Source organism: Methylobacterium radiodurans (genome assembly GCF_003173735.1).
GTDB classification, from domain to species: domain Bacteria; phylum Pseudomonadota; class Alphaproteobacteria; order Rhizobiales; family Beijerinckiaceae; genus Methylobacterium; species Methylobacterium radiodurans.
Genome location: NZ_CP029551.1, coordinates 1453874 through 1467702 on the forward strand (window position 1 = coordinate 1453874; position 13829 = coordinate 1467702).

Consider the following 13829-nt stretch of genomic DNA (forward strand, 5'->3'; position numbering starts at 1 on the left):
GGTGGTGAAGTGGATCTGAATGGATTTTGCCAATTGGCCTTGGCCTACTGGCGCACTCGTTTTGGAAATTGCTCAAAAGTGACGATTCGGAGGCGCGTAGCTGCGTTGCGATAGATAATATCCAATCTGTAACTATTCCTACAATGAATTTATCTGCTGGCAAAAATTAAAGACGGATGAACTACTGTGGTTGGTCGAACAATACGAATTTAAAATTAATCTATCTTTAAAAGTTCGATGAGGTTACGCGCATCTCGATCATAGGGGTTAAGGCTGCACACGAATTGAGCGAGGCCCATGAGGTGCCGTTCAAAATTCCGACGCTGCACGCTAGTCGCTGCAGCGTGACCTTCAAGCCCAAATCTTTCTATGTAGTAGGCGTATTGTCTTATCTGCCGACGCAAGGCACGGTCAGCTTGCAACTTCGAATTGACTACAACACCTGTAACCATCTGTTTCTGATGCTGCCGGAGGAGTCGAGTTTTCGAAAGGTTAGGCTCAAAACCGTATTCCCTAATTATCTCGTACGCATTTGATACGAAAGACGACCCGATGTCTGCCCCTGAGAAGGTCAGGTCGTCAGCATATCTTGTGTATCGGAGCTTTGCGCTCCGTGCATACGCAAAGAAACGCTCATCTAGTGAGCGGCAAATCAAATTTGATATGTACGGGCTCGTAGGAGCGCCCTGTGGAAGACTAAGTTCGAAGCAGGACAGATCAGCAAGAAGGCTGGATATTTGCTTACTATAGCCAATTCTATGATAAACTGAAAAGACCCGGTTGATTCCGATGCTTGGAAAGAAATCCTTGATATCAATGGTCAAGACGCAGGCTTGACCGCGATGAAACCGAGCGTTATCTCTTATTGAGGTCCCTTTCTGGAATGCCTTAGCAGCGCGGTGTATTGCAACGCGCTCAAGTACATTCCTTAGAATCCAGTGCTGAATCTCTTTCAGACTCGGTAGTGGCTCGAGGATCGTGCGGTCTCCTCCAGATTTCTTTTTGATGGAGAACTGCCGATAGTACCTATCTGTGCTTTTGATAGCTCCAAGCACATAGTGTGGTGTGTATCCGACCAAACCGCAGAAATGGTCGGTATCGTATATGACAGGAAAGCCACCAAGGGTTAAAGGCTTCGCATATTGCAAGCAAGCATCGATGTCATCTTGACTCAATTTTTTTGCTTTTGCAGCAGACAAAAAAGCGGCGGCATAACGCCGCCACTCAGTTTCATAATTCGAAGATTGTTTCACGTGCCTGATGGAACTGATCATTCGATAAACAGCAATGTGAATGTAATATTCACATTGCTCGCGAGGCTTTAGCCGAGCGGTGCCTGGCTGACTTTTGACCTCCGGTCAAAATCAGTCTGGCACCCTGCTAGAAAGCCAGTTCACTCCAGAACGGCGACTCGCCGCTCCTGTGGTTGCCCACGTGGTCTTCCATCAGCGTTCACGCAGCTTCGCTATCACGCTCCTGCTAGGGATGTAAATATCTCCCTCGCTAAGCGTAGCCTGTCGTTGCTCGTCCATAGGGTCGATCCATCCCTTGACCCCACCCTCACGTCTTCGGTCCGCGTCAAACAAGAACTGCTTGCCGGCTCCAGTCAGGCGTAAGCGGCGAGTCTCATCGTAGCGAACAAGATCCCTCTGCAACGCTTCTGTAACGAGTTGGGCAACCTGATATAGAAGCTCTCCATCTTCTTGGAGAACAGAAGCTGCTCTCCCTTGTTGAATTTTGCGCAGCAGATTCGCAAGTCGCACGGACATGATTGCTTCTACCTTGGAAAGGGTGCTGGCCAGGAGGTGCCATCAGCGGCACGCGGAAACCAAAATAGCGGGAAGGTATTATTTGGTGTTCTTACTAGGGTAACCAGTGCCTCAGACTTGTCGTAGCCGTATCTGTAATTCTCTTCTCGCGATATCATGGCCTCAAGTTGATCCATCAGCCCATAAGCTTGATCCTTGTCGGGAAAGTGCTCGCAATCAGCTATGCCTTTAGGCAGGATTATGTCAGTGAAGATGCTGTAGCCCCTGGACTGGACATAATCCAGTCCGGCCCGCATGGCCGCGACAGACAAGAAAATTACACTCTCATTTTGTGCGAGATATGTTGCCTCATACTCGTCTAGGAACCTTTTTACCGTGCCGCCGCTTCCGATGAAATCGTCAACGACAAAAGTTACGCGAGCCGCCCCCTTTCCCGACAACTTTGGAAGCTTGGATGCAGACGTGTAGCTGGATAGATTGTATTCTGAAAAAACTTCCGATCGAGGCCAAACGATGTGTTCGAAATAATATAGAACGCCAGCGCCACTCTTGCTTTTACCGACATCATTCGGCGCAAGTAGAGGTATTACTCGGAATTTTGTCCCTTCAGAAAATTTGAGTTTAACTTGGTCAAGTGCAATGATCATACTTGGGACATATGACTCGTATTCAATTTTAGTATAATTTCTAAGCATGATTGACAGCATTTCGAATTGTTCAGTGCTTAGTTTGTTTGCGATGGTGCAGAAGTTCTTGAAGCTTTTTTTCAAGTCAACCCGTGGCTGCTCACCCTTCAACCATCCCTTTCTCTGAAAAATCTCAAAGATTGTTGCTGCCCTACTGATTGCCTCATCCGGACTAATCATACCGATCCGCCTGTACCAAATCAAATAGAAGAGTTGCAGCGGTAATTTTGCCGAAGTCTCTGTCTTGCTTGGCTGCGATTCATCGGTCCTGGCTCAGCGCACTGTGTTGCAACATGGTGGAAAGCGGCTACAGACCTAGCTGAATCGCACCACGATGTACAAGGTCGATCGCTAGGCCGAATGTGCGGTGCGCCGTAAATTTGGTCTCTCCGTCCTCGAGTGCCGGGGAGGCGTAAATAGATATGCTCAGATTTGTAAGTTCGGAAAACGGATCTGGTCACGCGGCCAGCAAATCGAGACACTTTGGCGCGTTTGGCGCGTTTAGATGCAGGTCATGGCTGTCGATGCGGCGCTTTTGAAAAGAACAGGCTCATAGCCAGAACCGCTCATGCAACGCGCGGCGAGTGCGGAACTCCACGGCCCAACGTCCGCCGGCACTGTTCCCGAAATCTAAGCCGTGGCGCTCCCGGAGTCGCGCCAGCACCTCTGCCCGAACGTGGGCGTAATGTGCGTCACAGATCGCTCGCCACCGGGCGGTCTCTACCTCATGCTCGAAGACCGCACGGATGTTCAGAGGTGGCAGAAGCGCTTGGCGGCGGATGGCGTTTCGGTCGAAGATCCTGCTGAGGATTGCTGCCTGATCCACCCCGAACCGGTCGGCCATGTCGCCTCCTTCGAAGCTCCTCACGAGATTCTAGACAGATGAAATGCCGGGTGCTTGAATCAGCAACCGGAGACGAGAAAAGCAGCGAGCAGATTCCCAGATCCGTAGATATGGCCGTTCGGCAGGCGCGTCGTGTCGGACGCCGCATCGTAGATGGCAACGATATGGCCCTGACGATTCCGGGCCACGATGGCGTCGGCCAGAGCCCGGTCATCGAGGGTACCCAGGAGATGGCCCTGTCGGTCACGGATTTCCTGCATCAGGCAGCCTCATCCAGCAGGTTAGAAATGTCGGCATCCGGCTCGATGAACTCGCATTCCCAGACACCGAGGAGGTGGCGCAGAGCGCTTCCGAAGCCGTGTCCTTTGGCTTCATCACGATAGGTGAGCACACCTGCATCCGAAAAACGCTTGCAGATTGCCTTGGCGACCTCGGCGTCAGGCTCGCTGTTGCGCGTGCCCTTCAGATCCTCAATGACGAAGTAGATGCCGTTTGAGCCGCTCAAGCTTCGTAGTTCCGCTACAGCAGGCTCCCCGAATCCAATCCACTCGTAGTAGAGGCGGCTACCCAAGGCGACATAGCCGACGCGATCGGCGGCGCAGTTCTGGAACCGGCGTCCGAGATCGGCCATCTCACGCCCCTGAATCAGGCGAAGTTCCGGATCGTTGGCGGGGATAGGCGGTTCCACCGGAACGCGAGACATCCGCCGCCGCAGCCAGCCGCGTGCCCACTCCCCCAGGCTTGGGCCGGTTGCACTGAGCCCATCGAGCGATTGGCGAAGCGCTTCGTCGGTCGCGTCGGGCACCACCGAGCGGATGACTGCCACAGCCGCATTCGCTGTTGTGACACGCTCTATGTCGGACATGCGGGCGAGCATGGCCGGGTGGAGGAGCACCGGATCGAGGTGCGCGGCGGCCACGATCTTGCTCGGAGAGACGAGGCCAGGAATCTGGCGCAGTAACTTGGCACGAGCCTGATGAGCCGGGTTGCCGAAGAGGTCGTGGAGGAGCGCGTATTGGGCAGGATCGGGAAGTGGCTGGCTGCCGAGGCGTCCGAGTAGACCCAGGAATCCATCCGGCACCGATCCAAACAGCGCAGCTATGATCTCTCGCTCTCGCAGGATCAGCAACGCACGGACGACTTGAGCACAGGGATCAAGCTCTGGCAGGCAAGTGGCCGGTGCGAACGGCCGCAGTCGTTCTGCCATCGCGGCCGGGCGCTCGAAATCGATCTGGATGAGCGTCGCGAAGGTCGCAGCGCGTCGCAGATTCGACGCATACAGCAGGTGATTCAGGAAGCCCGGAGCAGCCGCATCAAGCTTGCAGGCAGCGTCGAGGCAGGGGCCGTCGAAAGAGCGCGGCACACGTCGCAGAGCGGCAGGTTCGACCAAGCAGATCTCCACAATCCACCGAGTCGCACAGAATCTCATATCAGCTTGGTGGCCGCATCCCTTTTGGAATCAGATGGTTACCAGATCGCTGTTCTGATACCTCGGCGGCCACTGAGTAAGCGGATCGTGCTGATTGATGGTCAGCAGCTTGCCCGCTTGATGATCCTACACAGCGTGGGATGCCGAGTGGAGGAAGCCCTGACAGTAAGGCGGCTCGATGAGGAATTTTTCGAAGGCTGACTCTATGTCGTCCGCGCAAGACGGTAAAACTCAAAGCGTCGCAGCACGCTGCTGCCGAGCTTACAGTGGAGATCCAGATCCGCTGAAATGTATTAACGGTTCGGCCTCACCTCCTTGGTGCTGGCTCAGGCCGCTCCCGCTGCTCCTCCTGTTGCCTCACGATGGAAAGGCGTTTGGCGGTTATGGCATCCGCAAGCACATTCACGGAAGCCTCAGTAGGTGCAGCAAAAATCTCTGGCGCCTCCAGAGCCTTAACGGCTGCGCGCAGCCGCGTGATGACCTTCTTGCAGCGCTCCATTTCCGCGTGAGAGGTCATCTCCGGATCGAGATTCTGGAGAGTGTCAAGGATTCCGCGAAGAGCTTCCCGCTGAATCGCGATCTGCTCCTCCGCCGTGACGGACGGTTTGCACATAGGCGCTCTCGGCTTTTGACGAGCGGCATTATAATCGAGCAATACAGTTCTATCGTCAAGATTGTAGCAAGAGGAATATCTGGCGCGATAAAACAGACGCCTTGATCACTGTAGATTTCGCGCTTCCAGCTTCAGAATCATCACCCGCACCTGACGATCCACATGATCCATCAGGCGCTCGGCCTCGCCATGGTCGCCAATCCGGTGTGCTCGAATCGCCGCCTCGACGCTCTCGATGATCAGGGCTATGTCGAAAGCGTTGGGCGGGGTCGAAGGGCGGCGCTTCACGCGGCTCGCTTCGGGGGACGCCGGGAGATGAGCGCGTTCCACATGACGATTGGATCGTGCCCAGCCTCGTCATCGAACAGCACCTCAAGGGAGTAGCCGCCGAAGCCCGTGGGCATTAGGTGCACCGCCACGGCGTTCTTGCCGTACCTCTCCAACACCGCGAGCGTAGTGGTTAGGCCCTTAGCGTCCTTCTGATCGAAGGACGAGGTGATGTGCATCTGAGCCTTGTCGAAGTCGCCCATATAGTGTTGCGCCGGGACGGCGTTCGGCATCAAAGTCTGAAGGGTGTTGAGGGTCTGCTGGTTCATCGTGATTCTCCTGTCGTGTTTCGAACACGAAGGAAGGCTCACACAGATGCGCAGTAGAGCACAGCCCAATTGGTGGTTAAGTCAAATTGAATCTGTACGTTATCCACAACATGCGCCCTCAATGTGCGTCAAAGACGAAGGATGTCAAGTTGATCGCGTCAGTACCCGATCTGATCGATCCAGGGGATGATCTCCCACATCGGGTAGCCCTTGCCGTAGCTCTCCACGACGGTCTTGTTCTCGTGTCCCAGAATCGCGAAGCGCATTGAGTCGTGGCAGCGCTGCTCGTTGACCTTCGCGTTGCGGAGCCGATCTGCCGCGCGGTGTCGCAGGCCGTGGATACACGCGTCCGGATCTTTGATGCCGAGCCGGCGGATCGACCGCAGCGTCTCGCGACCGGGATTCTTCAGATCCTTCTTGAACAGCGGCCCGGTAATCTTGGCCGGTAGGAACGGCAGGACGACTGAGGGAAGGGGGATCTCGCGCTCGGACGCCTCGGTCTTCTGCCCGATCGTGACGCAGCGCAGATCGCCTACGATACGCTCGGTCTTGATCGAGTAGGCTTCGCTCCTCCGCATGCCGATGGCCGCGCAGAGCATTTAGGGGAGGCGTTCCTCCGGCTTCAAGGTGTGCAGCCCCTCGCGGATTACCGTCATGTCGTGGCTGCTGACCGGCAGTCGCTTCTCCGCGTCCCGCACCTTCGGGATGATGCTGCTGAACGGGTTGAACTTCAGCTTGCCCTCCGACATGGCAAGATTCGATGCCGCGTAGAGGTGCCCAGCCTTCTTCAAAACTGTGGCGCTCTTGTCCGTCCTCATCTCGAACAGGTAGGTGACGAGCTTGCGCCCGTCGTCGCGGTCGCACTCGGACCACGGCTTGTTGTTGGTGAGTTGCCAAAAGTCGCGAAGATCGCGCGGGCTTCCTTCTCCAGATAGTTGCCGATGTTCTTGTAGCTGATCCAGCGTTCGAGGTGGACGAGATCGTCCACGTTCGCGGGCTGAGCGGGCTTCCGGCTCGGACAGGGGACCAGTGGAGTGATCGGTTTGGACTGTGTGCGGCCTGCGCCACGATGCCGCACGTCCTCCGGCGGGTTGTTCGGCTCGAAGCGCTAGTTGGGGGCGGAGGTTAGGCCGTTGGGACGCTCGATGCGCCGACCGTCCGAGAAGCGGATGAAGAGCTTCGCTTCGGTAGCGACGATCTTGGTGCGAGCGGTACCGATCAGCCTCACGCACCTATGACATGCAGCACGATCTCGCGTCGATGCGGTCTGTCCCGGTGTTCGATGAGGTAGATGCCTTGCCACGTGCCGAGCGCGAGCCGCCCACCGGACACCGGAATCGACAGACTCGAATCGGTCAGCATCGTGCGAATGTGGGCCGGCATATCGTCCGGGCCTTCAGCCGTGTGGGTGTAGCGCGTCCGACTTTGTAATGCGTTTGGCTTTTCGGCGCCGTGGACGTAGCCGGCCCCGCGCGGGGCGAGGTTGTCGAGCGCGCTCAGGAGGTCGGTCTGCACGTCCGGGTCGGCGTTCTCCTGGATCGTCAGCGAGGCCGAGGTGTGCCGGCAGAACACGCAGACGAGCCCGTCCCGGATGCCGCTCTGCCGGACGAAGGCGGCGACCGCCTCGGTGACGTCGGTGAAGCCCTGGCCCTGCGTGGCGATGGTCAGGCGCGCACTCGCTTGGCGCCGCACCTCGCCCGCGGAAAAATCCTCGATCCCGCCGATCCGGCCCTGTCTCATCGGGTCTCCTCCAGCGCTTGGCCCGGCGCGATCTCGCGCTCGCCGCGGGCGAGGATGCGCTCCAGCACATCGATCCGGTCGGCCTCGGCCGGGGGCTTGTCCCAGCGGATCCGGCTGACCCGGGGGAAGCGCATCGCCACGCCCGACTTGTGCCGGGTCGAGCGCTGCACGCCCTCGAAGGCGATCTCCAGCACCAGCCCCGCGTCGCGGCCGTAGGCGACCTCGCGCACCGGGCCGAAGCGCTTGGTGGTGTGGTTGCGGACGTAGCGGTCGAGCTTGGCGAGTTCCGCGTCCGTGAAGCCATGGTAGCACTTGCCGACCGGCACCAGCTCGTCGCCCTCCGGGCCCTCCCGCCAGACCCCGAACGTGTAGTCCGAGTAGAAGGACGAGCGCTTCCCGTGGCCGCGCTGGGCGTACATCATCACAGCGTCGACGATGTGGGGCTCGCGCTTCCACTTCCACCAGGGCCCCTTGGGGCGGCCCGGCAGGTAGGGGCTCGCGCGCCGCTTCAGCATCACGCCCTCGATCGCGTCGGCGTCCTCTCCGGCGCCGACCGAGGCGGGATCGGCGCGAGCGGCCGCCAACTCCGCCCAGCTCGCGAAGGGCACCACCGGCGAGAGGTCGATGCGGGCGTGGTCGAGCCGCGCCACGAAGGCTTCGAGATGGGCGCGCCGGGTCTCGAACGGCTCGGCCCGCAGGTCCACGCCGTCCGCCGCCAGGATGTCGTAGGCGCGCACATGGGCGGGGAACTCGTCGAGCAGCTTCGGGGTGACGGCCTTGCGGTTGAGCCGCTGCTGCAGGACGTTGAAGCTCTGCACCCGACCGTCGCGCAGGATCAGCAACTCGCCGTCGAGGCTCCCCGTGAAGCTGATCGCCTCGGCGAGGTCCGGGAACGCTCCGGTGATGTCCTCGCCCGTGCGGGAATAGACCCGGGCAACTTGGCCGCCCTCCCGGTCGCGGCCGCCGACGAGCTGAACCCGGATCCCGTCCCACTTCCACTCGCCCGCGAAGTCAGGGGCGTCGAGCCGGTCGAGGTCGGCCTCCTCCTCGATCGGGTGCGAGAGCATCGGCGGGCGGAACGGAGCGGGATTCAGGGTCTCGGGGCGCTCGCCCCGGCCCTCGACCCAGGCGAAGAGGCCGGCGAAGGGCGGCGCGAGCCCGTGCCAGACCTCCTCGACCGCGTCGGCCTCGTGGCCGCCGAGCGCGCCGACCGCCGTCTTGGCGAGCCGCGCCGAGACGCCGACCCGGAGATTTCCGGTGACGAGCTTCAGGAGCGCCCAGCGCCCGGTCTCGTCCAGCGCGTCGAGCCAGTGGGCGAGGTGACCGGGCAGGTCCTTCTTCGCCGTGGTGGCGAGCGTCTCGACCACCTCGGCCAGCGTCGGCGGGGGCGGGTTGTTGTGGCCGAGCCCTGCCTCCCCCGCGTCCGGCCACGGCCAGATCAGTGCGGTCGTCTCGGCGAGGTCGCCCACGTAGTTGTGCGAGAGCCGGAACAGCACCGGATCGACCCGCTCCTCCACCAGCGCCCGGATGAGCGCCGGTTTGGCCTCGCGGAAGCTCAGGGTGTCGGTCATGGCACCCAGCGCGTAGCCGCGCTCGGGGTCCGGGGTCCGGGCGAAGTAGTCCTGCAGCAGGCGCAGCTTCGCATTCCGGCGCGGCTCGTAGGCGAGGCGATCGAGGAGTTCGGCGAAGGCGTTCACGCGGCCGCCTCCTCGGGACCGGCGGAGGGTTCGGCCTCGCCGTCGTCGCCGTAGCCCAGCAGGTGCAGGGGCTTCGCGCGGATCCCTTGCGTGCCGCACCAGTGCACCAGCGCGTCCTCCTGCCCGTGCGTGACCCAGACCTCGCCGGCCCCGGTCTCGCGGATCGTGCGGCAGAGGTCGGGCCAGTCGGAATGGTCGGAGATCACCAGCGGCAGCTCGACGCCCTTCTGGCGCGCTCGGGCCCGCACCCGCATCCAGCCCGAGGCGAAGCAGGTCACCGGATCGGGGAACTTGCGCGACCAGAGATCCTGGATCGCGGAGGGCGGGCAGAGCACGATGGCGCCGTGCAGGTCCTTGCGCTCGGCCGCCACGACCTTCGGTGTGTCGCCGAGCGGCACGCCCTCCTGCTTGTAGAGTTCGGTCAGCTTCTCCATCGCCCCGTGCAGGTGGATCGGCCGGTCCCAGCCTTCCTCCCGCAGCAGCGCCATCACCCGCTGCGCCTTGCCGAGCGCGTAGGCGCCGACGATTTGGGCGCGCTCGGGGAAGAGCCGCACGGATTCGAGCAGGCGCCGCACCTCGCCGCGGGTGTCGGGGTGGCGGAAGACCGGCAGGCCGAAGGTCGCCTCGGTGATGAAGACGTCGCAGGGCACCACCTCGAAGGGGAGGCAGGTCGGGTCCGGCGCCCGCTTGTAGTCGCCCGAGACCACGACCCGCACGCCCTCCCGCTCGATCGCGATCTGGGCCGAGCCCAGCACGTGGCCGGCGGGGGCGAAGCGCACGGTGACCTCGCCGATCCGGATCGCCCGGCCCAGGGCCGCCTCCTGGCGGGTGCCGCAGAATTCCGCGCCGTAGCGCACCGCCATGATGCGCAATGTCTCGGGCGTCGCCAGAACCCGGCCGTGGCCGGCCCGCGCGTGGTCGGCGTGGCCGTGGGTGATGAGCGCGCGGGGCACGGGCCAGGTCGGGTCGACGTGGAAGTCGCCGAGCGGGCAGTAGAGGCCCTCTCGGGTGAGGGTGAGGAGGTCGCTGGCGCGGAGCGTCATGATGGTCCGTATCCGGGCGCCGGTATATAGGGCGCCCATCCACCCGTTCAGCGCGACCGATGTCCCAGCTCTCCTCCGGCGACCTTCTCGCCGACCGCCGCTACGTCTACGCCGAGGCCTGCCTGGCGGAGGGCGACGCGGCGGGCGCCGCCGAGATGGCCGAGCAGGCGATCGAGCGGGCGCCGCGCTACGCCCCGGCCTGGCTGCTGCTCGGGCGTGCCCGCGAGGCCCTGCACGCCGCGACCGGCGCAGAGGACCAGCGGCGCGCCGCGCTCGACGCCTTCGAGACCGCCCGCGGGCTCGACCCGGAGGACCGGATCGGCGCCGGCCTGCACCGAGCACGGCTCGATGGGGGCGCCGCCGGCCTGTCGGGCGCCTATGTGCGCGCCCTGTTCGACGGCTACGCGGACCGTTTCGAGCGCCACCTCGTCGATGGGCTCGGCTATTGCGGCCCGGCACTGCTGCGGCAGGCCCTCGACGCACTGCCGGATGCGCCCACGCGCTTCGAGACCGTGCTCGATCTCGGCTGCGGCACCGGCCTGATGGGCGCGGCGATCCGCGACCGGGCGGGCCATCTCGCGGGCGTCGATCTCTCGCCCGCGATGCTCCGGCTCGCCCGCGCCAAGAGTTGTTACGACCGGCTGGCAGAAGGCGACCTCGCGGCCTTCCTGGAAGCCGAGCCCGGTGCGTCCGCCGCTCTCTGCCTCGCGGCCGATGTGTTCATCTACCTCGCCGACCTCGGCCCCGTGCTGGCTGGGATCAGTCGCGTGCTGCGCCCGGCCGGGCTCGCCGTCTTCACGGTGCAGTCCCCGGACGAGGCCGGGGCGGAGGGCGTGCGCCTCGGCGCGGACGGGCGCTTCGCCCACGCCGACGCCCACGTGGAGGCGGCGGCACGCGGTGCCGGCCTCGCGACCGCTGTGCGCGTGCCTGCGGCGATCCGGCGCGAGCGGGGGCGGGATGTTCCGGGCCGGATTATCGTGTTGCGCAAAAGTGAGTTGTGTGCCGACGAACACTGAACCTTCGCCGTCTTCCGCGCTTATTACGCGGCCCCAAGGACGTGTAACGAAGGACAAATTGCATGACGGAGACGCGCAAAGAGGCGCCGGCGGACAAGTCGTTCCCCGCAAGCCCCACCACGCGTATCCCCTTCGCGGTCGCGCTGGCGGCACTGGCGGGCTGCGCCGACTCGATCGGCTTCCTGGAATTCTCCCAGCTCTTCATGTCGTTCATGTCGGGCAACACCACCCGCTTCGGCGTCGCGGTCGCCAACAGCGACTGGGAGAACGTCACCCGCGTCGCCAGCACCATCATCGTGTTCTGCTTCGGCGCCTTCCTGGGCACGCTGCTGGCGGCCCTGTTCGGGCGCTGGCGGCTGGCCGCGCTTCTGATCATCGAGGCGGTGCTGCTCGCCGTGGGCCTCCTCATGCCCTGGGGCACCTTCGCCTACCCGCTGCACGCCTACCCGATCATCCTGGCGCTCGGTCTGCAGAACGCGATCCTGCAGGACGAGGGCGGGCGCAGCCTCGCGCTCACCTACGTCACTGGTGCGGTGGTCCGCTTCGGGACCGGCCTCGCCAACCTGCTGATGGGCTCGGTCGCCGCGTCGTTCTGGATCCAGGCGCCACTCTGGGCCGGCCTGAGCGCCGGGGCCATCCTGGGCGGCGTGCTGCAGCTGCGCTACGGCGAGGCCGCCTTCCTGTTCCCGGCGGCCGTGGCGGCGCTCCTCGCCGTCGTCGCCCTGGTCCTGACGATCGCGAGGCCTGGCAGCGAACTCGTCTCGGGCGTCTCGCCGGCCCCGGATGCCGCGCCGAGCGCCAAGCCGGTGGCGAAGGCCAAGGCGCTCGCCTGAGGCGAGACCCGCGGCGGGCAACCCTCGCGCGGGCTCAATCCTCGCCCGGGCCGCCGCGCATGCGCTTGACCGCGCCGCGGCGGCTCTTGGCTTCGAGGCGCCGCTTCTTGGAGGCGAGCGTCGGCCGGGTCGCTCGCCGCGGCGTCGGCGGCACGGCGGCTTCCGCGACAAGGGCAGCGAGCCGCTCGCGGGCATCCTCCCGGTTGCGTTCCTGGCTGCGGAAGCGCTGGGCGCTGATGACGATCACCCCGTCCTGGGTGAGCCGGTGGCCGGCCAGCCGCATCAGCCGCACCGCCACCGCATCGGGCAGGGCGCGCGAGCGTCGGGCGTCGAAGCGCAGCTGGACAGCGGTCGAGACCTTGTTGACGTTCTGCCCACCCGGACCGGAGGCGCGCACGAACGTCTCCTCCAGTTCCTCCTCGTCGATGGCGATCTGAGGGGTGCAGACCAGGGCCACGATCGCCATATCTCCGTTGGGCCGGAAAGCCCGTTCAGGCTGCCTCGCCGGGCGTGCGCGCCCGGAGCGCCAGGGCGTGCAGCCCGCGCTTGAACGCATCGTCCATGAGCCCGTTCACCAGTCGGTGACGGTCCACCCGGCTCTTGCCTTCGAAGGCCGCCGAGACGACGTCGAGGCGGAAATGCGTCTCGCCCCCCTCGCGCCAGCCGGAATGGCCCGCGTGCAGGTGGGACTCGTCCACCACCTCGAGCCGCGTCGGCGCGAGCTGCGTCCGAAGCGTCTCCTCGATCCAGTCCCGCAACGTCGCCATCGGCTGAAAACCCTCGATTCCCGGCGGAGGCGCCGGCGGCGGATCCGTCAAGCCCGATCCACCGCATGCGTCATCAGGCCCGCCGGCCTTGTGTCTCCGGTCCGCCCCCTCATAATCGCCCCGTCATGGATCTCAACTCGCGCCTGTTCGACAGCATCCGGATCAAGCCCTCCTGCGAGGAAGCGAAGGAGACCGGGCCCGTCTGCGAGACGCCGGGCTGCGGCCGGCCGGGCCTCTACCGCGCGCCCAAGGGGCGCAAGGCGGAGGGCCAGTACTGGCGCTTCTGCATGGACCACGTGCGCGCCTACAACGCGACCTACAACTACTTCGACGGCATGAACGACGCCGCCGTCCAGGCCTACCAGAAGGATGCCATCATCGGGCACCGGCCGACCTGGGCGATGGGCGTCAACCGGGCGGGCTCGGCCAAGCCGGGCGCCGACCCGAAATCGGAGCCGCAGCGCGACTGGGCCTATGTGGACCCGCTGGGCATCCTGCGGGCGGAAGGGCTCGGCGAGACCCGCCGCCGCGCGCCGGCCGAGCCCCAGCGCCCGCGCCGCTCGCCCGCGGTCGCCAAGGCGCTCGACGTGATGGGCCTCGACGAGACCGCCGACGCCGCCGCCATCAAGGCGCAGTACAAGGTGCTGGTGAAGCGCTTCCACCCGGACGCCAACGGCGGCGACCGCTCCTTCGAGGACCGCCTGCGCGACATCATCCGCGCCCACGACGTCCTGCGCGGCGCGGGGCTCTGCTGAGCCGGAAGGCGTGCGGGCGGGCTCCGGCACGATCGATGCAC

The 13829-nt window shown here is 63.5% G+C and carries 18 protein-coding genes; 3 read left to right on the forward strand and 15 right to left on the reverse strand.

Annotated features, from left to right (window positions below; translation table 11 throughout):
• Positions 1-215: 215 nt before the first annotated feature.
• From DK427_RS06515 to DK427_RS06570, 13 genes are all read right to left on the reverse strand, one after another.
• The gene (locus tag DK427_RS06515; RefSeq protein ID WP_109950544.1) at positions 216-1274 is read right to left on the reverse strand and encodes a reverse transcriptase family protein; all 1059 of its coding nucleotides are present in this window, start codon (positions 1272-1274) and stop codon (positions 216-218) included.
• 503 nt (positions 1275-1777) lie between these two features.
• On the reverse strand, positions 1778-2635 hold the full coding sequence (locus tag DK427_RS26105; RefSeq protein WP_162559705.1) for a phosphoribosyltransferase-like protein: 858 nt from the start codon (positions 2633-2635) through the stop codon (positions 1778-1780).
• Between the two features lie 370 nt (positions 2636-3005).
• Positions 3006-3299, reverse strand: coding sequence for a hypothetical protein (locus tag DK427_RS06520; RefSeq protein WP_109950545.1), 294 nt, complete (start codon positions 3297-3299; stop codon positions 3006-3008).
• Positions 3300-3358: 59 nt separating this feature from the next.
• Positions 3359-3559: a hypothetical protein gene (locus DK427_RS06525; RefSeq protein ID WP_245930825.1), complete on the reverse strand. Its 201-nt coding sequence runs from the start codon at positions 3557-3559 to the stop codon at positions 3359-3361.
• A complete protein-coding gene (locus tag DK427_RS26110; RefSeq protein WP_162559706.1) occupies positions 3559-4689 on the reverse strand; it encodes a hypothetical protein in 1131 nt (376 codons plus the stop codon). The genes DK427_RS06525 and DK427_RS26110 overlap by 1 nt, the downstream gene beginning before the upstream one ends.
• Positions 4690-5035: 346 nt before the next feature.
• Entirely contained in the window at positions 5036-5341 is a 306-nt protein-coding gene (locus DK427_RS06540) for a hypothetical protein (protein WP_109950548.1), read from the reverse strand.
• A gap of 105 nt (positions 5342-5446) precedes the next feature.
• Complete coding sequence (locus tag DK427_RS06545; RefSeq protein ID WP_109950549.1) at positions 5447-5629, reverse strand: hypothetical protein; 183 nt, start codon at positions 5627-5629, stop codon at positions 5447-5449.
• Positions 5626-5937 carry a hypothetical protein gene (locus DK427_RS06550; RefSeq protein WP_109950550.1) on the reverse strand — a complete coding sequence of 104 codons (312 nt, stop codon included), beginning with the start codon at positions 5935-5937 and terminating at the stop codon, positions 5626-5628. Before DK427_RS06550 ends, DK427_RS06545 begins: the two co-directional genes overlap by 4 nt.
• 158 nt (positions 5938-6095) lie before the next feature.
• On the reverse strand, positions 6096-6536 hold the full coding sequence (locus DK427_RS06555; protein ID WP_109950551.1) for a tyrosine-type recombinase/integrase: 441 nt from the start codon (positions 6534-6536) through the stop codon (positions 6096-6098).
• Positions 6537-6686, reverse strand: a complete 150-nt coding sequence (locus tag DK427_RS26115) for a hypothetical protein (protein WP_162559707.1) — start codon at positions 6684-6686, stop codon at positions 6537-6539. It abuts the gene before it with no gap.
• Between the two features lie 475 nt (positions 6687-7161).
• On the reverse strand, positions 7162-7677 hold the full coding sequence (locus tag DK427_RS06560; protein WP_109950552.1) for a secondary thiamine-phosphate synthase enzyme YjbQ: 516 nt from the start codon (positions 7675-7677) through the stop codon (positions 7162-7164).
• On the reverse strand, positions 7674-9374 hold the full coding sequence (locus tag DK427_RS06565; RefSeq protein WP_109950553.1) for a cisplatin damage response ATP-dependent DNA ligase: 1701 nt from the start codon (positions 9372-9374) through the stop codon (positions 7674-7676). The genes DK427_RS06560 and DK427_RS06565 overlap by 4 nt, the downstream gene beginning before the upstream one ends.
• The gene (locus tag DK427_RS06570) at positions 9371-10417 is read right to left on the reverse strand and encodes a ligase-associated DNA damage response exonuclease (RefSeq protein ID WP_109950554.1); all 1047 of its coding nucleotides are present in this window, start codon (positions 10415-10417) and stop codon (positions 9371-9373) included. Before DK427_RS06570 ends, DK427_RS06565 begins: the two co-directional genes overlap by 4 nt.
• A 59-nt stretch (positions 10418-10476) precedes the next feature.
• On the opposite strand from DK427_RS06570, the gene DK427_RS06575 reads away from it, so the two are divergent.
• Positions 10477-11433: a class I SAM-dependent DNA methyltransferase gene (locus DK427_RS06575; RefSeq protein ID WP_109950555.1), complete on the forward strand. Its 957-nt coding sequence runs from the start codon at positions 10477-10479 to the stop codon at positions 11431-11433.
• A 62-nt stretch (positions 11434-11495) separates the two neighbouring features.
• Positions 11496-12266 (forward strand): YoaK family protein, encoded by a 771-nt coding sequence (locus DK427_RS06580; protein WP_109950556.1) that lies wholly within the window; start codon positions 11496-11498, stop codon positions 12264-12266.
• Positions 12267-12300: 34 nt separating this feature from the next.
• Here DK427_RS06580 and arfB read toward each other — a convergent pair whose 3' ends face one another.
• Positions 12301-12732 (reverse strand): alternative ribosome rescue aminoacyl-tRNA hydrolase ArfB, encoded by a 432-nt coding sequence (gene arfB, locus DK427_RS06585; protein WP_109950557.1) that lies wholly within the window; start codon positions 12730-12732, stop codon positions 12301-12303.
• Between the two features lie 25 nt (positions 12733-12757).
• On the reverse strand, positions 12758-13033 hold the full coding sequence (locus tag DK427_RS06590) for a BolA family protein (RefSeq protein ID WP_109950558.1): 276 nt from the start codon (positions 13031-13033) through the stop codon (positions 12758-12760).
• A gap of 125 nt (positions 13034-13158) precedes the next feature.
• Here DK427_RS06590 and DK427_RS06595 point away from each other — a divergent pair, with 125 nt between their 5' ends.
• Complete coding sequence (locus DK427_RS06595) at positions 13159-13788, forward strand: J domain-containing protein (RefSeq protein ID WP_109950559.1); 630 nt, start codon at positions 13159-13161, stop codon at positions 13786-13788.
• Positions 13789-13829 lie beyond the last annotated feature (41 nt).